Here is a 19,697-nt window from a genome sequence, read left to right as displayed (position 1 = left end):
ACGGCCTTGCTTAATCGGTGGGCGGTTTGTTGAAGCGGCTGGACGGACGCAGCAGGATCCAGGTGAACAGGCTGCTGCCGGCGGTGGCCAGCCAGAACATGAAGAAGGCGATGCTGTAGCCGGCTTCGCGGCTGATCTCGACGCCGGGGAAGGTGATGTCGCGCAGCTGCAGCGGATCGACGAACGCGAAGAACACCATGGTCGCCACGCAGGCGGCGAAGAACGAGGGCCAAAGGACCGCGCCCACCTTCTGGGCGAGTGGGCGCGGCGGATGGTCGAACGGCGTTTCGGCTCTGACTTTCATCACTTCTTCGGTTGCGACAGCGAGTACACGTAGGCGGCGGCCAGGCGCGCCTGGGTTTCCCCGATCAGCGGCTCCTGGGCCGGCATCTGACCGGCGCGGCCATTGACGATAGTGTACTTGATATCCTCCAGCGTGCTGCCGTACAGCCAGTCGGCGTCAGTCAGGTTGGGCGCGCCCAGGGCGGGGTTGCCCTTGCCGTCGGCACCGTGGCAGGCCGCGCAGACGGTGGCGAAGCTCTTGGCGCCGGCGGCGGCCAGGGCGTCGTCGACCTTCATGCCGGACAGGCTCTGCACGTATACCGCGGATTCGGTCACGGCCTGTTCGCTGCCGAGCACGGCGGCCATGCCGGGCATCGCCGCGACGCGGCCGCCTTCGACGTTGACGCCGCCCTTGACCGTGGCCAGCACGCCGTCCGGCGAGCCGTCGAACTTCCAGACGGCGTCGCTCAGGTTCGGGAAGCCCTTGCCGCCCTTGGCGTCGGAGCCGTGGCAGACCGCGCAGTTGTTGGCGTACACCTGCTTGCCGGTGGTCAGCGCCTCGGCGTCCATGGCCATGGCGTCGATGCCTTTGCCGTCGAAGCGGGCGAACAGGGCCTTCAGCTTGGCGTCGGCCTTGGCCTTCTCGGCGTCATGCTGGCCTTTCGAGCTCCAGCCGCCGATGCCGTCGACCTTGTCGGCGCTCGGATACCAGATCAGGTAACCGATGGCGAACACGATGGTCAGGTAGAACAGGTTGATCCACCAGCGCGGCAACGGCTTGTTGTATTCGCTGAGGTCGCCGTCCCAGACGTGGCCGGTGGTTTCCACGCTGTCCGCGGTGTCGCCGCTGCCGCGTTTGCGGGAGGTGAACCACAGCAGCCAGATCGAGCCGACGATCATCAGCGCGCTCATGAACCAGACGTAATAGGACCAGAAGTTTGTCATTGGGATTTCTCCGGGGTGTCGTCCAGGGCCAGGCGGGCGGCGTCGTCGAAAGCGGCTTTGCGCTTCGGACTGAACACCCAGACGCTACCGGCCACGAACAGGATCAGAAGGATGGTGGTGACGATTCCTGAAATCATGGCTTATCCTTTCGGCCGGTGCTTGCCGAGCTGCTGCAGGTAGGCGATCAGGGCGTCCATTTCGGTCTTGCCTTCCAGCGCGGCCGGCGCGGCCTCGATGTCGGCGTCGGTGTACGGGTCGCCGATGGTCTTCAAGGCGCGCATGTTGGCCTGCACCTGGGCCGGGTCCAGCGCGCGCTCGGCCAGGAACGGGTAGGTCGGCATGTTCGATTCCGGCACCAGGTCGCGCGGGTTGACCAGGTGCGCGCGGTGCCAGTCGTCGGAGTAGCGGCCGCCGACGCGGGCCAGGTCCGGACCGGTGCGCTTGCTGCCCCACTGGAACGGGCGGTCGTACACCGATTCGCCGGCGTGCGAGTAGCTGCCGTAACGCTGGGTCTCGAAGCGCAGGGTGCGCACCATCTGCGAGTGGCAGTTGTAGCAGCCTTCGCGGACGTAGATGTCGCGGCCGGCCAGTTCCAGCGCCGGGTAGGGCTTGACGCCCGGCAGCGGCTTGATGGTCTCGGCCTGGTACATCAGCGGGACGATCTCGGCCAGGCCGCCGATGGCGATCACGATGGCGATGCCGATGGCCATCAGGCCGACGTTGGTTTCAAGTTTTTCGTGGCTCATGGGATCTACCTCGGCTCAGTGTTGGTTCGCGACGGGAAGGACGGGCGCGGCGAATTCGCCTTTCGCCTGCTGCAGCGTCTTGACCATGTTGTAGAGCATGATGAACATGCCGGCCAGCACCAGCAGGCCGCCCAGCAGGCGCACCAGGTAGTACGGGTAGGTGAACTTGACGATTTCCACGAACGCGTAGGTCAGGGTGCCGTCGGCGTTGGTGGCGCGGCTCATCAGGCCCTGGCCGATGCCGGAGATCCACATCGAGACCGTGTACAGCACGACGCCGATGGTGTGCACCCAGAAGTGGGTGTCGATCAGCTTGGTGGAGAACATCTCCTTCAGGCCGACGACGCGCGGGATCAGCATGTACACGGCGCCGATCGAGACCATGGCGACCCAGCCCAGCGCGCCGGAATGCACGTGGCCGATGGTCCAGTCGGTGTAGTGGGAAAGCGCGTTGACTGTCTTGATCGACATCATCGGGCCTTCGAAGGTCGACATGCCGTAGAACGACAGCGACACGATCAGGAACTTCAGGATCGGGTCGGTGCGCAGCTTGTGCCAGGCGCCCGACAGGGTCATCATGCCGTTGATCATGCCGCCCCAGCTCGGGGCCAGCAGTACCAGCGAGAACACCATGCCGACCGACTGCGCCCAGTCCGGGATCGCGGTGTAGTGCAGATGGTGCGGGCCGGCCCACATGTAGATGGCGATCAGGGCCCAGAAGTGCACGATCGACAGGCGATAGGAATACACCGGGCGGCCGGCCTGGCGCGGCACGAAGTAGTACATCATGCCCAGGAAGCCGGCGGTCAGGAAGAAGCCGACCGCGTTGTGGCCGTACCACCACTGCACCATGGCGTCGACCGCACCCGAATAGATCGGATAGCTGTGGGTCAGGCTGGTCGGAATAGCCAGCGAGTTGACGATGTGCAGCAGCGCCACTGCGATTATGAAGGCGCCGTAGAACCAGTTGGCAACGTAGATGTGCGGGATCTTGCGCTTCACGATGGTGCCGAAGAACAGCACCGCATAGGCGACCCAGACCACGGCCAGCAGCACGTCAATCGGCCAGATCAGCTCGGCGTATTCCTTGCTCTGGGTCAGGCCCAGCGGCAGGGTGACGGCTGCCAGCACGATCACCGCCTGGTAGCCCCAGAACACGAAGGCGGCCAGCTTGTCGGAGATCAGCCGGACATGGCAGGTGCGCTGCACCACGAACAGGCTGGTGCCCAGAAGTGCGCTGCCGCCGAAGGCGAAGATGACCGCGTTGGTGTGCAGCGGACGCAGGCGCCCGAAGCTGAGCCATTCGAGGCCGAAATTGAGCGCCGGCCAGTACAGCTGGGATGCGATGATGACGCCGACCAGCATGCCGACGATCCCCCAGATCACGGTCATGACCGTGAACTGCTTGACCACCTTGTCGTTATAGGTGTCTGTTTTTTCGAGTGAAGCCATAAAGCCTCCAGAGTGGAATCCGCGTTTATAGTGCCTGAAGCCCGGCACGGTTTGTTTGACCTGAATCAAAAAGGCCCGGCCTCAGAGCCAGCCCGCCTTCTTCAGTCCCCTGTACAGCACGACGCAGACCGTCGCGGTCAGCGCGATTATAAGCGGATAGCCGCCGGCCCAGGCGAGTTCCGGCATGTGCGCGAAGTTCATCCCGTACCAGCCGGTGATCAGGGTCGGCACCGCCAGCAGCCCGGCCCAGCCGGCCAGGCGCTTCATGGTGTCGCCCTGGCTGACGGTGACCAGCGACAGGTTGGTGGTCATCGCCGAGCCGATGTTGTCGCGCATGGTGTCGACCGATTCCTTCAGGCGCACCACGTGGTCGTGCACGTCGCGCAGGTAGACGCGCACGTCGTCCTTGACCAGGTCGCCGTGGAATTCCATCAGGGTGTTGAGGATGTCCTCCAGCGGCGCCACCGCCAGCCGCAGCCGGGTCAGGTCCAGGCGCAGGCGGTACAGCCGGATCACGGTGTCGCGCCGGTAGCGCGAGGACAGGATGTCCTCCTCCAGCCCGTCCAGCACGCCTTCGTAGTGGTCGACGATCGGCAGGAAGTTGTCGACGATCAGGTCGAGCACGGTGTACAGCGCCATCGAGGTGCCGTGCATCAGGTATTCGGGGTTGCGTTCGCAGCGTTCGCGCGCCGCCGCGTACGACAGCGAGCCGCCGTGGCGCACGCCGAGGATGAAGCGGCGGCCGAGGAACAGGTGGGTCTCGCCGTATTGGATCGCGCCGTCCACCATCTGCGCGGTGTTGGCCACGATGAACAGGGTGTCGCCGAAGCGTTCGATTTTGGAGCGCTGGTGCGCCTTGTGCGCGTCCTCGACCGCCAGCGGATGCAGGTCGAATTCGACCTGCATCTTGAACAGTAGCGGCTCGTCGGGCTCGAACAGGCCGACCCAGACGATACTGCCGTCGGCCGTGGCCAAGGCGTCGGAGATGCGGTCCAGGCTCAGTTCGTGGGCGCGGCCGTCGCGGTCGTAGCGGGCGATGAAGCGGATCCGCTCACTGCGGCTTTCAAGGCGTATCGGCTGGTCCATGCCGACATCATCGGCCAGCCGGCCGGCCGGCGCAAGTCATTCCGGGTTGTTGTCGGCCAATACCTGCCGGGTGATCAGCCAGTGCGCCGGCAGCGCCATCAGGATCCAGTTCAGATTGCTTTGGCCGCCGGTCTGCGCGAACTTCAGCAGCACGGCCGCCACCGCCAGCGCCGCGATGGCCTTCACCGTCAGCAGATAAGCGGCGCGCAACGCGGGCGAGCGCCGGCGCAGCGCATGCAAAACCACCGCCAGCCAAGCCAACGGCGGGAACAGCAGCAGATTGGCGTTGGCGTGCAGGAACCGGTGCTCGGTGCCGAGCCAGGCCGCCAGCAACACGCTGCCGATCAGGCCGGAGACCAGCCAGAACGCCAGCATGCCGGCGTTGAACAGGCGCTGGCTGCGGCGGCGCGCGGCGAACAGCAGGCCGGCCAAGCCCAGACCGATGGCGGCGGCGGTCAGCGGCCATTGCGGCAGTTCGGCCGGCGGCGGTGGCAGTTTCGACGGCAGGATCGTCTGTTCTTCGCGCACCAGCGGGCGGCCATCGCTCAGCCGAACGCCGCGCAGGCTGTCCTGCAGGCGCATCGGGATGAAGGCCTCGTCCCAACGGCTCAGCGCCTTGTCGCCGTCGGCGTTCATGCCCAGGTCGAAGCCGAGCGCCATCCATTTCGCCGGCCAGGCCAGCCGCACCGACTCCGAGCGGTAGCTGTTGCCCAACGAGCTGGCGGTCAGCTGCCGGTGCAGTTCGCCGCCCAGCGCTTCGTCCAGCACGTCGCGGACGCGGGTCGCGCAGTTGTTGCGGAAATAATCGTAGCGGTAGCGGGCGTTTTCCGGCCGGGCCAGGAACGCCAGGCGCGCGCGCAGCCGGCGGCTCTGCTCCGGACTCAGCGCCAGCCACTGGATGTCGACGCCACGCCCGACCTGCCGGTAGTAGCCCAGGTCCTGTTCCAGCGGCAACGCCAGCATCAGGTAGTTCATCCGGCCTTTGATGAAATTGCCGGTGAAGCCGGGCTCGGCCATGTCGAAGAAGCCGAAGTTGTAGGACAGCGCCCGCACGCCGTCGTCGACCACGATGGCGTTGTGCCCGAAGCGTTCCCAGAATACTTCGCCGGGCTGCATGGTCATCACCCCGATGCGCGGCTCGGCGGCCGCGGCCGGGCCGAGCGCGGAGGCGGCCAGCAGGCACAGCGCCAGCAGCCGGCGCAGGACCTTATTGGCCATGGATGTTGACGAGGAAGCGGTGGATGCGGCGCGAATCGGCGTGCCCGACCCGGAAGTGGAAGCGGCCGAGGGTCAGTTCCTCGCCGGTTTCCGGCAGATGGCCGATGGCGGCGGCGATGTAGCCGGCGATGGTGTCGTATTCGTCGTCCGGGAAGTCGGCGCCGAACTGCTGGTTGAACTCGGCGATCGGGGTCAGCGCGTCGACCACGAACTGGCCGTCGGCCTGGGCCGCGATCATCACCGCCTGGTTGGCGTCGTCGTGCTCGTCGTCGATCTCGCCGACGATCACCTCCAGCACGTCCTCGATGGTGATCAGGCCGGACACGCCGCCGTGCTCATCGACCACGATCGCCATGTGGTTGCGCGACTGGCGGAATTCCTTCAGCAGCACGCTCAGCTTCTTGGATTCGGGGATCAGCACCGCCGGCCGGATCAGGCCGTGGATGTCCTGCGGTCCGTTGTCGATGGTGACGCCGCGCAGCAGGTCCTTGGCCAGCAGGATGCCGAGGATCTCGTCCTTGTCCTCGCCATGCACCGGGAAGCGCGAGTGGCCGGATTCGACCACGTCCTTCATCAGCTCCAGGAAGCCGCTGCCGGCCGCCAGCGAGACCATCTGGCCGCGCGGCACCATCACGTCGGAGACGGTCATCTCCGAGACCGACAGCGCGCCGTCGAGGCGTTTCAGGGTGTCGGCGTCGATGACGCCGTGTTTGGCGGCTGAACCGAGGATTTCCCGCAGATCGTCGAGGGACTCGGGTTCGCCGGAGAGGGCATGGCTGAGTTTTTCCAGCCAGGAGCGTTTTGGGGTGGTACTGTCCGGATCGTCTGACATGGTGTCGCAAACGGCGCCCAGCGGGCGGGTCCTTAGTTTATCGCAAATCCGGCCTCAGTCCGAATACGGGTCGGCGTGGCCCAGCTCGGCCAGGATGGCGCGTTCGATGGCCTCCATGGCCTCGGCCTCGCGCTCGTCCTCGTGGTCCAGGCCCAGCAGGTGCAGCACGCCGTGCACGGTCAGGTGCGCGTAGTGCGCGTTCAGCGGCTTGCCCTGTTCGGCTGCTTCGCGCGCCACCACCGGCGCGCAGATCACCAGATCGCCCAGCAGGGGCAGGGTGACGCCCTCGGGCAGCTCGGCCGGAAAACTCAGCACGTTGGTGGCGTAGTCCTTGCCGCGGTAGTGGTGGTTCAGGCGGCGGCCCTCGCGCTCGTCCACCACCCGGATGGCGATGTCGGCGCGCTTGATGCGGCCGCGGCAGGCGGCTTCGGCCCAGCGTTTGAAGCTGGCCGGCGCCGGCACGCCCTTGCGCGGCAGGCCGTAGCTGACGCCGACGTCGCATTGGATCGGGCCGCGGGTCATGCCGTCACCACCTCGCCGCGCAGGGTGTTGGTGCGCACTTCGGTGATGCGCACGTCGACGAACTGGCCGATCAGGCGCGGGTTGCCCGGGAAGTTCACGTAGCGCATGTTTTCGGTGCGGCCGGTCAGTTCCTCGGCGTTGCGCGTGCTCGGGCGTTCCACCAGCACGCGCTGCACGCTGCCGACCATGGCGTCGGAGATGGCGTAGGCCTGCCGGTTGATCAGGTCCTGCAGGCGGCGCAGGCGCTCGCCCTTCACCGCTTCCGGCACGTCGTCGGCCAGGTTGGCGGCCGGTGTGCCCGGCCGGCGGGAGTAGATGAAGGAGAAGCTCTGGTCGAACCCGACGTCCTCGACCAGCTTGAGCGTGGCCTCGAAGTCCTTCTCGGTCTCGCCCGGGAAACCGACGATGAAATCGGAGCTGATCACGATGCCGGGCTTGGCGGCCTTCAGCTTGCGGATTTTGGCCTTATACTCGAGCGCGGTGTGGTTGCGCTTCATCGCCGACAGGATGCGGTCCGAGCCGGACTGCACCGGCAGGTGCAGGAACGCCGCCAGCTTGGGCACATCGCGGTGCGCCTCGATCAGCGAATCCGAGAACTCCAATGGATGCGAGGTGGTATAGCGGATGCGGCCGATGCCCTCGATCTCGGCGATGGCACGGATCAGCAGCGCCAGGTCGGCGCTCTCGTCGCTGCCGTCGATGGCGCCGCGGTAGGCGTTGACGTTCTGGCCGAGCAGGTTGACCTCGCGCACACCCTGGGCCGCCAATTGCGCCACTTCCAGCAGCACGTCGTCGAACGGCCGGGACACTTCCTCGCCGCGGGTGTAGGGCACCACGCAGAAGCTGCAGTATTTCGAGCAGCCTTCCATGATCGAGACGAATGCGGTCGGGCCTTCGGCGCGCGGCGCCGGCAGGTGGTCGAACTTCTCGATCTCGGGGAAGCGGATGTCGACCTGGGCCTGGCCGCTGCCGCGCTTGGCGTCGATCATCTCGGGCAGGCGGTGCAGGGTCTGCGGACCGAACACCAGGTCGACGAACGGTGCGCGCTTGAGGATGGCCTCGCCTTCCTGCGAGGCCACGCAGCCGCCGACGCCGATGACCAGGTTGGGGTTCTTTTCCTTCAGCAGCCGCCAACGGCCGAGCTGCGAGAACACCTTCTCCTGCGCCTTCTCGCGAATCGAGCAGGTGTTGATCAGGATGACGTCGGCTTCGGTTTCGTCCTGGGTCAGTTCCAGGCCGTGGCCGGCGTTGAGCACGTCGGCCATCTTGTCCGAGTCGTACTCGTTCATCTGGCAGCCGTGGGTTTTGATGTACAGCTTCTTGGCGGGGGATTTCCCGGTCATGGCGCTTATTCCGGTCGGGAGGGGCGGCCATTGTAACAATGTTTGCCGCAGGCGGCGCCGGCGCGGCGCGTGAATCGCCGCTAAACCGAATGCCGCCGGGGGCTGGCGTTGCGCTGGTGTGCGCGCAAGGATGGAGGTGCGTCCAACCACGCTAGGAGGAGTCATGTCGGTCACCGCCCGTACGTCCCCGTCCGTCGCCGTTTGGGAAAGCCTGAGTCTGCCGCGCATCGCGGCCATCAGCGCCACGGTCAGCATCCATCTCGTCGCCTTCGGTTTCCTGTTGATGCCGGTGTCGCTGCCGGATTGGCTGGATGCCGCCGAAACCCGTACCGAAATCACCTTCACCGTGCCCGATCCGCCGAAGCCGCCCGAACCAGCGGTGTTGCGGCCGTTGACGCCGCCGCCGGCGCTGCCGCGCAGCACGGTGCCGCCTTCGATTCCCGCCAAGCCGCAGGTCGATACGGTTCCGGCCGGCGAGGCCACCACCGCCGAACCCGGACCGCTGGATACCCAGGTGTCCGGCGGGCAGGGCACGGTCAGTGATTCGTTCGAGACCGTAGCCGGCGGCGACGTCGACGCCAGCACCCGCGCGCAGTATCCGATCCGCTATCCGCCGGCGGCCTTGCGCGCCTTGGTTACCGGCAGCGTGTGGGTCGCGGCGCGCTATGACGCCAGCGGCACGGTCACCGACACCCGCATCCACCGCAGCAGCCGTAACACTGATCTCGACCGCGCGGCCTTGGCCGGCGTCAAGAAGTGGAAGATCAATCCGGGCCTGGTGCAGGGCCAGCCGGTCGGCGGCGAGGCCTTGGTGGAAGTGGTGTTCAGCCTGTAGCGCGCTGTGGTAAATTCGGCTCGGATTCCCTCCGTTTCCGGGCCGCTTCCCATGCGTCACGCGTTTTCCGTCCTGCTGCTGTCGCTGGCCGCGCCCGTTGCCTGGGCCGGCACGGTGTACCGTTGCGTGGATCGTGCCGGCGACGTGCATTTCGTCGAGACCCGCCTGAAGGGACATCAATGCAAGGTGGTGGCGCAATTTGCCACCGCCGCTCCGGCTCCCGTCGCTCCGGAGGCGGGAGTTGCGCCGCCATCGGTCACGCCGACCGCCTTGCCGGCTGCGGCCAAAGCGCCGGCCGAGCCGAAGTTCCTGCGCATGGGCCACTCCACTACGTATGTCTGGTTGGACCGCGACGGCGTACGCCATTTCGCCAACCGCCGGCCGTCAGGGGTCGCCAACATCCAGGTCAAGCGCACCAGTTACCCGATCTTCTCGATTCCCGGCTGTTATGCCTGCGGCGCCGCGCCGAACGTCGATTTCGGCAATGTGCGCCTGAACCTGCAGGCTTTCCGCGGCGAGGTGCAGGCGGCCGCGCAGCGGCACGGGGTCGATGAAGCCATCGTGCGCGCCATCATCCACGCCGAGTCGGCGTTCCGGCCGCATGTGGTCTCGCCCAAAAACGCCCAAGGCCTGATGCAGCTGATTCCGGCCACCGCGCGCCGGTTCGGGGTCCGCGACGCCTTCGATCCGGCCCAGAACATCGAGGGCGGGGTGAAGTACCTGGCGTGGCTGTTGAAGCGCTACAACGGCGACCTGACCATGGCCGCCGCCGGCTACAACGCCGGTGAAGGCGCCGTGGACCGCTACAAGGGCGTGCCGCCGTACCGGGAAACCCGGCAATACGTGGCCCGGGTGGGGCAGTTGGCGGAGCGCTACCGCAAGGCCCTGAAGTCCGGTTGAGCGGCCCCGGCCTGCCCGTTGTTTAACGGGGGCTTAATCCATTACAATACGGCGTTATCTCCGGAACCGTCCGGAGGGCCCTTTCATTTCACTGTGTTGGAGAGCCGAATGGCTAACCATGAAGTTAACACCGGCCGCCGCCGGTTCCTGACCGCCACCACCGCCGCGGTCGGCGCCATCGGAGCGGGCTTCGCCGCCGTTCCGTTCATCACGTCCTTCAAACCCTCGGCCCGCGCGCAGACCGCCGGCGCCCCGGTCAGCGTCAACATCGCCAAGATCGACAACGAGCCGGGCATGCGCATCATCCAGCAGTGGCGCGGCAAGCCGGTCTGGGTATTCAAGCGCACCCCCGAGCAGCTGGCGGCCCTGCCGTCGCTCGACGGCAGTCTGCGCGACCCGAAATCGGACAATCCCGACCAGACCCCGGCCTTCGCCAAGAACGAGGCCCGCACCATCAAGGGCAAGGAAAACATCGCCGTCATCGTCGGCATCTGCACCCACTTGGGCTGCTCGCCGACCTTCGTGCCGGAGATGCTGCCGCAGCCGTTCGACGCCGAATGGAAGGGCGGCTTCTACTGCCCCTGCCACCAATCGCGCTTCGACCTGGCCGGCCGCGTCTACCAGGGCGTCCCGGCGCCGTCCAACCTGGAAGTGCCCCCGTACCATTTCGCCGACGACAACACCGTCGTGATCGGCGTCGCCCCTGAAGGAGCCGCCTGATGAACGCCATCGAACGCGTCGTTAACAACGCCACCGACTGGTTCAACCAGCGCGCGCCGGGCTTCCTGCCGTTCTACAAGAAGCACATGACGGAGTACTACGCGCCGAAGAACTTCAACTTCCTGTACTACTTCGGCGTGCTGGCCATGGTGGTGCTGGTCAACCAGATCGTCACCGGCATCTTCCTGACCATGCACTACAAGCCGAGCGCGATGGAGGCTTTCGCCTCGGTCGAGTACATCATGCGCGACGTCGCCGGCGGCTGGATCATCCGCTACATGCACTCGACCGGCGCCTCGCTGTTCTTCGTGGTGGTGTACCTGCACATGTTCCGCGGCCTGATCTACGGCTCGTACCAGAAGCCGCGCGAGCTGGTCTGGATCCTCGGCATGCTGATCTTCCTCGTGCTGATGGCCGAAGCTTTCCTCGGCTACGTGCTGCCCTGGGGCCAGATGTCGTACTGGGGTGCGCAGGTGATCATCAACCTGTTCGGCGCGGTGCCGGTGATCGGCCCCGAGCTGACCGAGTGGATCCGCGGCGACTACCTGGTCTCCGACGCCACCCTGAACCGCTTCTTCGCCCTGCACGTGATCGCGCTGCCGCTGGTCATCCTGCTGCTGGTGGTGCTGCACCTGGGCGCCCTGCACGAAGTGGGCTCGAACAACCCGGAAGGCATCGACATCAAGAAGGTGAAGGGCGACAACGGCAAGCCGCTGGACGGCATCCCGTTCCACCCGTACTACACCGTGCACGACCTGTTCGGCATCGGCTTCTTCCTGACCATCGCCGCCTTCATCCTGTTCTTCGTGCCGACCTTCGGCGGCCTGTTCCTGGAGTACGACAACTTCATCCCGGCCGACCCGCTGGTGACCCCGGCGCACATCAAGCCGGTCTGGTACTTCACCCCGTTCTACGCCATGCTGCGCGCGGTGCCCGACAAGCTGTTCGGCGTGATGACCATGGGCGGCGCGGTGATCATCCTGTTCGGTCTGCCCTGGTTCGACCGCTGCAAGGTCAAGTCCATCCGCTACCGTCCGACGCTGCACAAGGTGCTGATCGCCCTGTTCGCCGTCGCCTTCGTGGTGCTGGCCTACCTCGGCATGCAGGCCGGCAGCCCGGCCCAGACCTGGACCGCGCGCATCCTGACCGTGTTCTACTTCGCCTTCTTCCTTACCATGCCAATTTGGTCGGCCATGGGCCAGACCAAAGACGTGCCAGCCCGGATCCCCGACCATGACTAAGCCTGTTTCGTTTTTCCGCGGTCTGATGGCCGCCGCCGTCCTGATTTCGGGTTCCGTTTCGGCCGCCGGTGCCGGCATCGAAATGGAGTCGGCCCAGGTCGACCTCGGCAACAAGGGGTCCCTGCAGCGCGGTGCGGCCCTGTACATGAACTACTGCGCCTCCTGCCATTCGCTGGGCTACCAGCGCTACTCGCGCATGGCCGAGGACCTCGGCCTGACCGATGAGCAGGTGACCAAGTACCTGATGCCGGAAGGCGCCAAGTTCGGCGAGGCGATGAATACCGGCCTCGACCCGGTCCAGGCTACCGCCTGGTTGGGCAAAGCGCCGCCGGATCTCAGCCTGATCGCCCGCCGCAAGGCCGAGGGCGCCGACTGGGTGTACAACTACCTGAAGTCCTTCTACGTCGACGAATCGCGTCCGATGGGCTGGAACAACACGGTGTTCCCGAACGCCTCGATGCCGCATGTGCTGTGGGAACTGCAGGGCAGCCAACATCCGCTGACCGAAGCCAAGCCCGAAGGCGGCCATTGCCCGAAGGGGGAAGTCAACGGCCAGTGCCTGACCGGCTTCAGCATCCCCGAGCACAAGAAAGGCAGCCTCAGCGCCGAAGAGTACGACCAGGTCGCCCGCGACATCACCGCGTTCCTGGCCTATGTCGGCGAGCCGTCGGCCGCCAAGCGCGAGTCGATCGGCGTCTGGGCCGTGCTGTTCCTGGCCCTGTTCACCCTGTTGGCCTACTTCCTGAACAAGGAATACTGGCGCGATATCCACTAAGTCGTTGGAATCGCAGGAAAAAGGCCGCGCAAGCGGCCTTTTTTCATGCCAGGCATTGCAAAATGCGGTGAAATTGGCGATTTTAAGATGAATGGACGCAAATCACCCTCGACTTCGATAGGTACAATGGAATGGCAACAGCGCCGCGCTCCCGCAATACCCTGACCCTTTATTCCGCGAAAAACTGCGTGGTCTGCCATAAAGTCCGGATGGTGATGGCCGCCAAGGGCCTGACCTACGACCTGATTCCCGTCGATACCGCCAATCCGCCCGAAGACCTGCTGCTGTTGGCGCCGCATTACCATTCGGTGCCGACCCTGGTCGAGCGCGACAACGCCATCTACATCTCCAACGTCATCGCCGAATACCTGGACGAGCGCTACCCGCACCCGGCGCTGATGCCGGCCGAACCGATCTTCCGCGCCATGCACCGCATCGCCGTGCGCCAGGTCGAGCAGGACTGGGTGCCGCAGGTGCAGGCCATCATGGCCGGCGGCAAGGGCGTCGAGCCCGCGCGCAAGCGCCTGCGCGAACTCATCCTCGAGTCGCTGCCGTTCTTCAAGGGCAACCGGTTCTTCTTCGGCAACGACATGAGTCTGGTCGACTGCGCCATCACCCCCATCATCTGGCGCCTGCCGGCGCTCGGCGTGGTGCTGCCGAAGGACGCCAAATGCGTCGAGGACTACGGCCTGCGCATCTTCCGCAATCCGGCCTTCACCCGCAGCATGACCGCCGAGGAAAAGGCCCTGCGCGACATGGCGTTCAGCTGATGGCCGACGCGCCGCGCATGAGCTCCAACCGTCCGTACCTGCTGCGGGCGCTGTACGAGTGGATCAACGACAACGACCTGACGCCCTACATCCTGGTCGACGCCCGGCAACCGGACGTGCAGGTTCCGGCTTCGGCGGTCAAGGACGGCAAGGTGGTGCTGAACATCGCCATGCGCGCGGTCGAGGCCCTGGATCTGGGCAACGACGGCCTGAGCTTCAAGGCCCGCTTCGGCGGCGTCAGCCAATTCCTGTACGTGCCGGTGGCGGCGGTGATCGCCATTTACGCCCATGAAACCGGGCAGGGCATGATGTTGCCGCCGGACGAGGGCGCGTCGGAAGACGTCGATGCGGTTTCGGCCGAGCAGGCCGCCGCCGATGCCGAGGCGGAAGAGGCCGGTGATGACCGGACGCCGCCGCCCCCGAAGGGCGGGCATCTGCGCATCGTCAAATAAGCCGGTCCGGCGCCGTGCGCGCCACCGGTTCGCTCCAGCTCACCGCGCGGTCGCCGAGCAGGGTTACGCTGCCGGCGTAACGGTCGTGGCCGTCGTGCGAGTATTCGAACCGGTAGGTCCGGCGCCAGCGCAGACGGCCGGATTCGCGCGTGATGCCGAGACGCACTTGGTGCACGCTGTCATCCAGCCACTGCACGCCGGCGCGGATGCACAGCTGCCGGCTGAAGCGCGCGGCCTCTTCGGCCGCGGCGCGTCCCGCCGACCAGAACGCCCACAGCGGAAACGCCAGCAGGATGAACCAGACCGCATTCACGGCGGGTCGCCCAGACGCATCGAGAAATCGACGGCGCGGATGTGTTTGGTCAGCGCGCCGACCGAGACGAAATCGACGCCGGCCGCGGCGATGGCGGCCAGCCGCTCCCATGTGACGCCGCCGGAAACCTCCAGCGGCTTGCGGCCGCCGGCCAGGCGCACCGCCTCATGCATGTCGGCATCGCTGAAGTCGTCGATGAGGATGCGGGTGCAGTCGGTGGCCAGCGCCTCGCGCAGCTCGTCGAGCGTTTCGACCTCGACGATGACCGGGATGTCCGGATGCCGGCTACGCGACTCGGCAACCGCCGCGGCGATGGAGCCGGCGGCATGGATGTGGTTTTCCTTGAGCATGACCGCATCGAACAGGCCCATGCGGTGATTGATGCCGCCGCCGACGCGCACCGCGTATTTCTGGGCCTGGCGCAGGCCGGGCAGGGTCTTGCGGGTGTCGAGTACGCGCGTGCCGGTGCCGGCCAGGGCTTTGGCATAGGCCGCGGTCTGGGTGGCGGTGGCCGATAGGGTCTGCAGGAAGTTCAGCGCGCTGCGCTCGGCGCCGACCAAGGCGCGCACGCGGCCGCGGAAGCGGACCAGCACCGTGCCGGCGGCGACCTCGTCGCCTTCGGCGACCAGCCAATGCAGTTCGACATCCGGGTCCAGTTGCCGGAAACAGGCGTCGAACCACGGCCGGCCGCAGACCCACGCGGCTTCCTTGGCGACGACATAGCCGGATTCGATGGCGTCCTCGAGCAGTTCGGCGGTGACGTCGCCGCCTTGGATGTCCTCGGCCAGGCTGCGTGCGGCATCGGCCTCGACCACCGCCTGCGGCGGCGCGGGAACGCCGCGCATATCAGGCATCGCGGCCGTCGATCGCGGTGGCGGCGACGGCTTCGTCGGCCAACAGCACCGGAATGCCGTCGTCGATGCGGTAGATCAGCTTGCCGTCGGCGGTGATCAGGGCCTCGGCATAGGGCGCGCTCACCGTGCGGCCATCGACATCGGCCACGGCGCCGGCCGCGACCGCGGCGTTGAGCCGTTTCAGGGCGTCGGCGGGCAGTATGAGCAGCGGCTGTTTGCTGGCGGGGCAGCACAGGATGTCGAGCAGTTTTTTGTCCATGGGCCGTGGAAGTTTCAGCGATAAGCGCATAGAATACGCCTTTAGATGGGGTTAGCGCTATGGCTGATTCAAGTCCGGTACTGGTTGGCGTGGTGATGGGTTCCCGCAGCGATTGGGACACCATGCAGCACGCGGTGAAGCACCTCGAAGCGTTCGGCATCGCGCACGACGTGCAGGTGGTCTCCGCCCACCGCACCCCCGATCTGCTGTTCTCCTACGCCGAAAACGCCCAGACGCGCGGCCTGCGCGCGATCATCGCCGGCGCCGGTGGCGCCGCGCATCTGCCGGGCATGCTGGCCGCCAAGACCGCCGTGCCGGTGCTGGGCGTTCCGGTGCAGAGCAAGGCGCTCAGCGGCCAGGATTCCCTGCTGTCGATCGTGCAGATGCCGGCCGGCGTTCCGGTCGCCACCTTCGCCATCGGCCAGGCCGGCGCCGCCAATGCCGCGCTGTTCGCGGCCGCCATGCTGGCCGCCGAGTTCCCGGACGTGGCCGCCAAGCTCGCCGCTTTCCGTCGGCAACAGACCGACGCCGTGCTGGCCGCGCCCGATCCGCGTCTGCCATGACCACGGTCGGCATCCTCGGCGGCGGACAGCTGGCCCGCATGATGGCGCTTTCCGGCGCGCCGCTGGGCCTGCGCTTCCTGTTGCTGGACAACGTCACCGATGCCTGCGCCGGCCAGTTCGCGCCGATGCTGGTCGGCGATTACCGCGATGAAGCCATCCTGGCCGAGTTCGCGGCCAAGGTCGACGTCGCCACCTTCGACTTCGAGAACGTGCCGGCCGAAAGCGCGCGCTGGTTGAATGCCCGCATTCCGGTGTTCCCCAATCCCGACGCCCTGGCGGTGTCGCAGGACCGCCTGGCCGAGAAGACCTTGTTCCGCGAACTGGACATCGACGTCCCGGACTTCCGCGACATCACCGGCTTCGACGCCCTGCGCGCCGCCATCGCCGAGCTCGGCACGCCGTGCATCCTGAAGACCCGACGCCTGGGCTACGACGGCAAGGGCCAGTTCCGCATCCGCTCCGATGCCGACATCGACGCCGCCTGGCAGGCGCTAGGCGCGCAGGCCGCTACCGTCGGCCTGATCCTGGAGGCGTTCGTGCCGTTCGAGCGCGAGATTTCGGTAGTGGCCGTGCGCGGCCGCGACGGCGAGTTCCGCCATTGGGCGCTGACCGAGAACTGGCATGAGCAGGGCGTGCTGTCGGCCAGCCTGTCGCCGGCCACCGGCACCGCCGCGTTCGAGGCCGACGCCGTGGCCTACGCCCGCAAGGTCGCGGAAAAACTCGATTACGTCGGTGTGTTCGCGCTCGAGCTGTTCCTGCATCAGGGCCGGCTGATGGCCAACGAGATGGCGCCGCGCGTGCACAACTCCGGGCATTGGACCATCGAGGGCGCGGAAACCTCGCAGTTCCAGAACCATCTGCGCGCCGTGCTCGGCCTGCCGCTCGGCAGTACCCGTTCGCTCGGCGCCAGTTGCATGCTGAACTGGATCGGCGCGATGCCGGACGCGCAACCGGTGCTGCAGGAGGCCGGCGGCCATTGGCATGACTACGGCAAACGCGCCCGCGCCGGCCGTAAAGTGGGGCATGCCACCTTGCGCGCGGATTCGCCGCAGGCTTTGGCCGAATCCCTGGCGCGCGTCGGTGCCGCCCTCAGCCGGCAGACACAGGTCGCGCCGGTCATCGTCCGCCTGGCCTGAAACGAAAAAGGAGCCCGAGGGCGCGTTTTTCGTTTCGTCATAACCGCTGTAGGGGCGAACCTATGTGTTCGCCCCCGCATCGCGGCATCACGCCATCTGGGCGGCGACGAAATCCCAGTTGACCAGGTTCCAGAACGCTTCCACGTATTTCGGGCGGGCGTTGCGGTAGTCCACGTAATAGGCGTGTTCCCAGACGTCGCAGGTCAGCAGCGGCTTATCGGCGCCGGTCAGCGGGGTGGCGGCGTTGGAGGTGCTGACCAAGGCCAGACTGCCGTCCGTGCGCTGCACCAGCCAGGCCCAGCCGGAACCGAAGGTGCCGATGGCGGTCTTGGTGAATTCGGCCTTGAATGCCTCGAAGCTACCGAACGCGGCATCGATGGCCTCGGCCAGCTTGCCGGTCGGTGCGCCGCCGCCGTTCGGTTTCAGGCAGTTCCAGTAGAAGGTGTGGTTCCAGACCTGGGCGGCGTTGTTGAACAGGCCGCCCTGCGATTTGCGCACGATGGTTTCCAGGTCGGCGCTCTCGAATTCGGTACCGGCGATCAGGTTGTTCAGGTTGGTGACGTAGGTCTGGTGGTGCTTGGAGTAGTGGTAGTCGATGGTTTCGGCCGAGATGTGCGGTTCAAGCGCGGTACGGTCGTAGGGCAGGGCGGGCAGTTCGATGGCCATGGGGGTTCTCCGGGTTGATCCGTGGTGGGGCAATAGGGCTTATAATTCTACCTCGTTAGTGAACGGGATGTATTCCCTCGAAACCCTCGGAGCACCGCATGTCCACCAATCCCATCAACGACCGCATCAAAGCCGAAATCACCAGCGCGCCCATCGTGCTGTTCATGAAAGGCACGCCGCAGTTCCCGATGTGCGGCTTTTCCTCGCGCACCGTGCAGGCGCTGAAGGCCGTCGGCGCCCAGATGCACACCGTCAACGTGTTGGAGGACCCGGAAATCCGCGCCAACCTGCCGCGCTATTCCGACTGGCCGACTTTCCCGCAGCTGTTCATCAACGGCGAGCTGATCGGCGGCTGCGACATCACCTTGGAGCTGTTCGAAAGCGGCGATCTGGCCGCGATGGTGGCGGACGCGCAAAAAGCGGCATGAGCCCGCTGCCGACGCCCACACCGGACTGCCTGGCCGGCCGGGTCATCCTGGTCACGGGTGCCTATGGCGGCTTGGGCGAGGCGGCAGCCAAGGCCGCCGCCGCGGCCGGCGCCACGGTGGTGCTGCTCGGCAAGAAAGTGCCTAAGCTCAATCGGGTGTACGACGCCATCAAGAAGATCGGCCCGGAGCCGGCCCTGTATCCGCTTGATATGCGCGGCGCCGACCCGGCCGATTACGAGGCCATGGCCGACAAAATCGCGGCCGAATTGGGCGGTCTGCACGGCATCCTGCATTGCGCGGCCGATTTCTCCGGCCTGCGTCCGCTGGAAACCACCAGTCCGGAAGAGTTCGTCACCCAGATCCACGTCAACCTGACCGCGCCCTGGCTGCTGACCCAGGCCTGCCTGCCGGTGCTGCGCCAATCCGGCGACGCCGCGGTGGTGTTCGTGGCCGAGGACCTGCGCCGCGTCAACAAAGCCTATTGGGGCGCCTACGGCATCGCCAAGGCCGGCCTGGAAGGGCTGGTGTCGATGCTGCACGACGAGACCGAGGACTCCGTGGTCCGGGTCGCCGCCCTGCAGCCGGGCCCGATGCGCACCAGCATCCGCGCCCGGGCGTATGTCGAAGAGGCCGCCACTGATTGCCCCGAGGCCTCGGTGTACGCGCCGGCCTGCGTCCATCTGCTGTCCGCCGCCGGCATCGCCGACCGCGGCCGCATCCTTCGCCCCGACCAGATCCGATAAGCCATGGAAACCGTATCCGCCGCGCTGCTGCTGTTCCTGATCATGGATCCGCTGGGCAATATCCCGGTATTCCTGAGCCTGCTCAAGCCCTTGCCGAAAACGCGCCAACGCGTGGTGCTGGTGCGCGAGCTGCTGATCGCCTTTTTCGTGTTGCTGGGCTTCCTCTGGGGCGGCAAATACGTGCTTGAGGCCATGCATCTGCGCCAGGAGTCGGTGTCCATCGCCGGCGGCATCATCCTATTCCTGATCGGCCTGAAAATGATCTTCCCCAGCCCAGAAGGCATGTTCGGCGAAGGCGAGGGCGGCGAGCCGTTCATCGTACCGATGGCCATTCCGATGGTGGCCGGCCCCTCGGCCATGGCGGCGGTGATGCTGTTCGGCAGCCAGGATCCCGGCCGGATGGGCGACTGGACTCTGGCCCTGGCCTTGGCCTGGTTCGGCACGGCGCTGATCCTGCTGTCCGCGACCTACCTCTATAAGGTGTTGGGAACCCGGGTTCTGGTGGCCCTGGAGCGCCTGATGGGCATGTTGCTGGTGGCGATTTCGGTGCAGATGCTGATGGACGGCATCAGGGCCTACCTGAACAGCGCCTCGTAAGTCATTTTCCTGTCATAAA

At 66.3% G+C, this 19,697-nt stretch carries 26 protein-coding genes; 12 read left to right on the top strand and 14 right to left on the bottom strand.

Features of this window, described 5'->3' with window-relative positions:
• Window positions 1-10: 10 nt before the first annotated feature.
• The 10 genes from IEV56_RS02405 to miaB form a co-directional block, all read right to left on the bottom strand.
• On the bottom strand, window positions 11-304 hold the full coding sequence (locus tag IEV56_RS02405; protein WP_188447345.1) for a hypothetical protein: 294 nt from the start codon (window positions 302-304) through the stop codon (window positions 11-13).
• Window positions 304-1,227, bottom strand: coding sequence for a cytochrome-c oxidase, cbb3-type subunit III (gene ccoP / locus IEV56_RS02400; RefSeq protein WP_188447343.1), 924 nt, complete (start codon window positions 1,225-1,227; stop codon window positions 304-306). The genes IEV56_RS02405 and ccoP overlap by 1 nt, the downstream gene beginning before the upstream one ends.
• A complete protein-coding gene (locus tag IEV56_RS02395) occupies window positions 1,224-1,364 on the bottom strand; it encodes a cbb3-type cytochrome oxidase subunit 3 (protein WP_188447341.1) in 141 nt (46 codons plus the stop codon). Before IEV56_RS02395 ends, ccoP begins: the two co-directional genes overlap by 4 nt.
• 3 nt (window positions 1,365-1,367) lie before the next feature.
• Window positions 1,368-1,973, bottom strand: coding sequence for a cytochrome-c oxidase, cbb3-type subunit II (gene ccoO / locus IEV56_RS02390; protein ID WP_188447339.1), 606 nt, complete (start codon window positions 1,971-1,973; stop codon window positions 1,368-1,370).
• A 15-nt stretch (window positions 1,974-1,988) separates the two neighbouring features.
• The gene (gene ccoN, locus IEV56_RS02385; RefSeq protein WP_188447337.1) at window positions 1,989-3,425 is read right to left on the bottom strand and encodes a cytochrome-c oxidase, cbb3-type subunit I; all 1,437 of its coding nucleotides are present in this window, start codon (window positions 3,423-3,425) and stop codon (window positions 1,989-1,991) included.
• A gap of 81 nt (window positions 3,426-3,506) precedes the next feature.
• Complete coding sequence (locus IEV56_RS02380; RefSeq protein WP_188447335.1) at window positions 3,507-4,511, bottom strand: magnesium and cobalt transport protein CorA; 1,005 nt, start codon at window positions 4,509-4,511, stop codon at window positions 3,507-3,509.
• Between the two features lie 36 nt (window positions 4,512-4,547).
• Entirely contained in the window at window positions 4,548-5,729 is a 1,182-nt protein-coding gene (locus IEV56_RS02375) for a lipoprotein N-acyltransferase Lnb domain-containing protein (protein WP_188447333.1), read from the bottom strand.
• Entirely contained in the window at window positions 5,719-6,561 is an 843-nt protein-coding gene (locus tag IEV56_RS02370; protein WP_188447331.1) for a CorC family transporter, read from the bottom strand. The genes IEV56_RS02375 and IEV56_RS02370 overlap by 11 nt, the downstream gene beginning before the upstream one ends.
• A 54-nt stretch (window positions 6,562-6,615) precedes the next feature.
• Window positions 6,616-7,083: an rRNA maturation RNase YbeY gene (gene ybeY / locus IEV56_RS02365; RefSeq protein WP_188447329.1), complete on the bottom strand. Its 468-nt coding sequence runs from the start codon at window positions 7,081-7,083 to the stop codon at window positions 6,616-6,618.
• Window positions 7,080-8,426: a tRNA (N6-isopentenyl adenosine(37)-C2)-methylthiotransferase MiaB gene (gene miaB / locus IEV56_RS02360; RefSeq protein ID WP_229730141.1), complete on the bottom strand. Its 1,347-nt coding sequence runs from the start codon at window positions 8,424-8,426 to the stop codon at window positions 7,080-7,082. Before miaB ends, ybeY begins: the two co-directional genes overlap by 4 nt.
• 163 nt (window positions 8,427-8,589) lie before the next feature.
• On the opposite strand from miaB, the gene IEV56_RS02355 reads away from it, so the two are divergent.
• The 7 genes from IEV56_RS02355 to IEV56_RS02325 all read left to right on the top strand — a co-directional run bounded on the left by IEV56_RS02355 (window position 8,590) and on the right by IEV56_RS02325 (window position 14,119).
• Window positions 8,590-9,261, top strand: a complete 672-nt coding sequence (locus tag IEV56_RS02355; RefSeq protein WP_188447325.1) for an energy transducer TonB — start codon at window positions 8,590-8,592, stop codon at window positions 9,259-9,261.
• Window positions 9,262-9,312: 51 nt separating this feature from the next.
• Window positions 9,313-10,161: a lytic transglycosylase domain-containing protein gene (locus tag IEV56_RS02350; RefSeq protein WP_188447323.1), complete on the top strand. Its 849-nt coding sequence runs from the start codon at window positions 9,313-9,315 to the stop codon at window positions 10,159-10,161.
• Window positions 10,162-10,269: 108 nt separating this feature from the next.
• Window positions 10,270-10,881 carry a ubiquinol-cytochrome c reductase iron-sulfur subunit gene (gene petA / locus IEV56_RS02345; protein ID WP_188447321.1) on the top strand — a complete coding sequence of 204 codons (612 nt, stop codon included), beginning with the start codon at window positions 10,270-10,272 and terminating at the stop codon, window positions 10,879-10,881.
• Window positions 10,878-12,122, top strand: coding sequence for a cytochrome b (locus tag IEV56_RS02340; protein WP_425488559.1), 1,245 nt, complete (start codon window positions 10,878-10,880; stop codon window positions 12,120-12,122). The genes petA and IEV56_RS02340 overlap by 4 nt, the downstream gene beginning before the upstream one ends.
• Before the next feature lie 25 nt (window positions 12,123-12,147).
• Entirely contained in the window at window positions 12,148-12,897 is a 750-nt protein-coding gene (locus tag IEV56_RS02335) for a cytochrome c1 (RefSeq protein ID WP_229730140.1), read from the top strand.
• 131 nt (window positions 12,898-13,028) lie between these two features.
• Window positions 13,029-13,667, top strand: a complete 639-nt coding sequence (locus tag IEV56_RS02330) for a glutathione S-transferase N-terminal domain-containing protein (RefSeq protein WP_188447315.1) — start codon at window positions 13,029-13,031, stop codon at window positions 13,665-13,667.
• The gene (locus IEV56_RS02325; RefSeq protein WP_188447313.1) at window positions 13,667-14,119 is read left to right on the top strand and encodes a ClpXP protease specificity-enhancing factor; all 453 of its coding nucleotides are present in this window, start codon (window positions 13,667-13,669) and stop codon (window positions 14,117-14,119) included. Before IEV56_RS02330 ends, IEV56_RS02325 begins: the two co-directional genes overlap by 1 nt.
• Here IEV56_RS02325 and IEV56_RS02320 read toward each other — a convergent pair.
• From IEV56_RS02320 to IEV56_RS02310, 3 genes are read right to left on the bottom strand one after another with little or no spacing between them, the layout of a single operon-like run.
• Window positions 14,112-14,432 (bottom strand): DUF3301 domain-containing protein, encoded by a 321-nt coding sequence (locus IEV56_RS02320; protein WP_229730139.1) that lies wholly within the window; start codon window positions 14,430-14,432, stop codon window positions 14,112-14,114. The genes IEV56_RS02325 and IEV56_RS02320 overlap by 8 nt on opposite strands.
• Window positions 14,429-15,277 carry a carboxylating nicotinate-nucleotide diphosphorylase gene (gene nadC / locus IEV56_RS02315; RefSeq protein ID WP_188447309.1) on the bottom strand — a complete coding sequence of 283 codons (849 nt, stop codon included), beginning with the start codon at window positions 15,275-15,277 and terminating at the stop codon, window positions 14,429-14,431. The genes IEV56_RS02320 and nadC overlap by 4 nt, the downstream gene beginning before the upstream one ends.
• Before the next feature lies 1 nt (window position 15,278).
• Window positions 15,279-15,545, bottom strand: a complete 267-nt coding sequence (locus IEV56_RS02310; RefSeq protein WP_188447307.1) for a Trm112 family protein — start codon at window positions 15,543-15,545, stop codon at window positions 15,279-15,281.
• Between the two features lie 59 nt (window positions 15,546-15,604).
• On the opposite strand from IEV56_RS02310, the gene purE reads away from it, so the two are divergent.
• Both purE and IEV56_RS02300 read left to right on the top strand, forming a co-directional pair.
• Window positions 15,605-16,108, top strand: coding sequence for a 5-(carboxyamino)imidazole ribonucleotide mutase (purE, locus tag IEV56_RS02305; RefSeq protein WP_188447305.1), 504 nt, complete (start codon window positions 15,605-15,607; stop codon window positions 16,106-16,108).
• Window positions 16,105-17,244 carry a 5-(carboxyamino)imidazole ribonucleotide synthase gene (locus tag IEV56_RS02300; protein WP_188447303.1) on the top strand — a complete coding sequence of 380 codons (1,140 nt, stop codon included), beginning with the start codon at window positions 16,105-16,107 and terminating at the stop codon, window positions 17,242-17,244. The genes purE and IEV56_RS02300 overlap by 4 nt, the downstream gene beginning before the upstream one ends.
• 87 nt (window positions 17,245-17,331) lie before the next feature.
• On the opposite strand, the gene IEV56_RS02295 is transcribed toward IEV56_RS02300, so the two are convergent.
• Window positions 17,332-17,910 (bottom strand): superoxide dismutase, encoded by a 579-nt coding sequence (locus tag IEV56_RS02295; RefSeq protein WP_188447300.1) that lies wholly within the window; start codon window positions 17,908-17,910, stop codon window positions 17,332-17,334.
• 98 nt (window positions 17,911-18,008) lie between these two features.
• Here IEV56_RS02295 and grxD point away from each other — a divergent pair, with 98 nt between their 5' ends.
• The 3 genes from grxD to IEV56_RS02280 are packed head-to-tail and all read left to right on the top strand — an operon-like array spanning window position 18,009 to window position 19,678.
• Window positions 18,009-18,338, top strand: coding sequence for a Grx4 family monothiol glutaredoxin (gene grxD / locus IEV56_RS02290; RefSeq protein WP_188447298.1), 330 nt, complete (start codon window positions 18,009-18,011; stop codon window positions 18,336-18,338).
• Entirely contained in the window at window positions 18,335-19,081 is a 747-nt protein-coding gene (locus IEV56_RS02285) for an SDR family NAD(P)-dependent oxidoreductase (RefSeq protein ID WP_188447296.1), read from the top strand. Before grxD ends, IEV56_RS02285 begins: the two co-directional genes overlap by 4 nt.
• Before the next feature lie 3 nt (window positions 19,082-19,084).
• Window positions 19,085-19,678: a YhgN family NAAT transporter gene (locus IEV56_RS02280; protein ID WP_188447294.1), complete on the top strand. Its 594-nt coding sequence runs from the start codon at window positions 19,085-19,087 to the stop codon at window positions 19,676-19,678.
• Window positions 19,679-19,697: the final 19 nt, after the last annotated feature.

The sequence above is a fragment of the Arenimonas maotaiensis genome (assembly GCF_014638745.1).
In the GTDB taxonomy this organism is placed as follows: Bacteria; Pseudomonadota; Gammaproteobacteria; order Xanthomonadales; family Xanthomonadaceae; genus Arenimonas; species Arenimonas maotaiensis.
The sequence above is the reverse complement of the archived record's forward strand: the minus strand, read 5'-3'. Positions and strand labels throughout refer to the sequence as shown.

What these genes read in the sequence shown, in the direction of transcription:
- IEV56_RS02405 (WP_188447345.1), bottom strand. Translation starts at nt 304, where the DNA reads ATGAAAGTCAGAGCCGAAACGCCGTTCGACCATCCGCCGCGCCCACTC.
- ccoP (WP_188447343.1), bottom strand. Translation starts at nt 1,227, where the DNA reads ATGACAAACTTCTGGTCCTATTACGTCTGGTTCATGAGCGCGCTGATG.
- IEV56_RS02395 (WP_188447341.1), bottom strand. Translation starts at nt 1,364, where the DNA reads ATGATTTCAGGAATCGTCACCACCATCCTTCTGATCCTGTTCGTGGCC.
- ccoO (WP_188447339.1), bottom strand. Translation starts at nt 1,973, where the DNA reads ATGAGCCACGAAAAACTTGAAACCAACGTCGGCCTGATGGCCATCGGC.
- ccoN (WP_188447337.1), bottom strand. Translation starts at nt 3,425, where the DNA reads ATGGCTTCACTCGAAAAAACAGACACCTATAACGACAAGGTGGTCAAG.
- IEV56_RS02380 (WP_188447335.1), bottom strand. Translation starts at nt 4,511, where the DNA reads ATGGACCAGCCGATACGCCTTGAAAGCCGCAGTGAGCGGATCCGCTTC.
- IEV56_RS02375 (WP_188447333.1), bottom strand. Translation starts at nt 5,729, where the DNA reads ATGGCCAATAAGGTCCTGCGCCGGCTGCTGGCGCTGTGCCTGCTGGCC.
- IEV56_RS02370 (WP_188447331.1), bottom strand. Translation starts at nt 6,561, where the DNA reads ATGTCAGACGATCCGGACAGTACCACCCCAAAACGCTCCTGGCTGGAA.
- ybeY (WP_188447329.1), bottom strand. Translation starts at nt 7,083, where the DNA reads ATGACCCGCGGCCCGATCCAATGCGACGTCGGCGTCAGCTACGGCCTG.
- miaB (WP_229730141.1), bottom strand. Translation starts at nt 8,426, where the DNA reads ATGACCGGGAAATCCCCCGCCAAGAAGCTGTACATCAAAACCCACGGC.
- IEV56_RS02355 (WP_188447325.1), top strand. Translation starts at nt 8,590, where the DNA reads ATGTCGGTCACCGCCCGTACGTCCCCGTCCGTCGCCGTTTGGGAAAGC.
- IEV56_RS02350 (WP_188447323.1), top strand. Translation starts at nt 9,313, where the DNA reads ATGCGTCACGCGTTTTCCGTCCTGCTGCTGTCGCTGGCCGCGCCCGTT.
- petA (WP_188447321.1), top strand. Translation starts at nt 10,270, where the DNA reads ATGGCTAACCATGAAGTTAACACCGGCCGCCGCCGGTTCCTGACCGCC.
- IEV56_RS02335 (WP_229730140.1), top strand. Translation starts at nt 12,148, where the DNA reads ATGGCCGCCGCCGTCCTGATTTCGGGTTCCGTTTCGGCCGCCGGTGCC.
- IEV56_RS02330 (WP_188447315.1), top strand. Translation starts at nt 13,029, where the DNA reads ATGGCAACAGCGCCGCGCTCCCGCAATACCCTGACCCTTTATTCCGCG.
- IEV56_RS02325 (WP_188447313.1), top strand. Translation starts at nt 13,667, where the DNA reads ATGGCCGACGCGCCGCGCATGAGCTCCAACCGTCCGTACCTGCTGCGG.
- nadC (WP_188447309.1), bottom strand. Translation starts at nt 15,277, where the DNA reads ATGCGCGGCGTTCCCGCGCCGCCGCAGGCGGTGGTCGAGGCCGATGCC.
- IEV56_RS02310 (WP_188447307.1), bottom strand. Translation starts at nt 15,545, where the DNA reads ATGGACAAAAAACTGCTCGACATCCTGTGCTGCCCCGCCAGCAAACAG.
- purE (WP_188447305.1), top strand. Translation starts at nt 15,605, where the DNA reads ATGGCTGATTCAAGTCCGGTACTGGTTGGCGTGGTGATGGGTTCCCGC.
- IEV56_RS02300 (WP_188447303.1), top strand. Translation starts at nt 16,105, where the DNA reads ATGACCACGGTCGGCATCCTCGGCGGCGGACAGCTGGCCCGCATGATG.
- IEV56_RS02295 (WP_188447300.1), bottom strand. Translation starts at nt 17,910, where the DNA reads ATGGCCATCGAACTGCCCGCCCTGCCCTACGACCGTACCGCGCTTGAA.
- grxD (WP_188447298.1), top strand. Translation starts at nt 18,009, where the DNA reads ATGTCCACCAATCCCATCAACGACCGCATCAAAGCCGAAATCACCAGC.
- IEV56_RS02285 (WP_188447296.1), top strand. Translation starts at nt 18,335, where the DNA reads ATGAGCCCGCTGCCGACGCCCACACCGGACTGCCTGGCCGGCCGGGTC.
- IEV56_RS02280 (WP_188447294.1), top strand. Translation starts at nt 19,085, where the DNA reads ATGGAAACCGTATCCGCCGCGCTGCTGCTGTTCCTGATCATGGATCCG.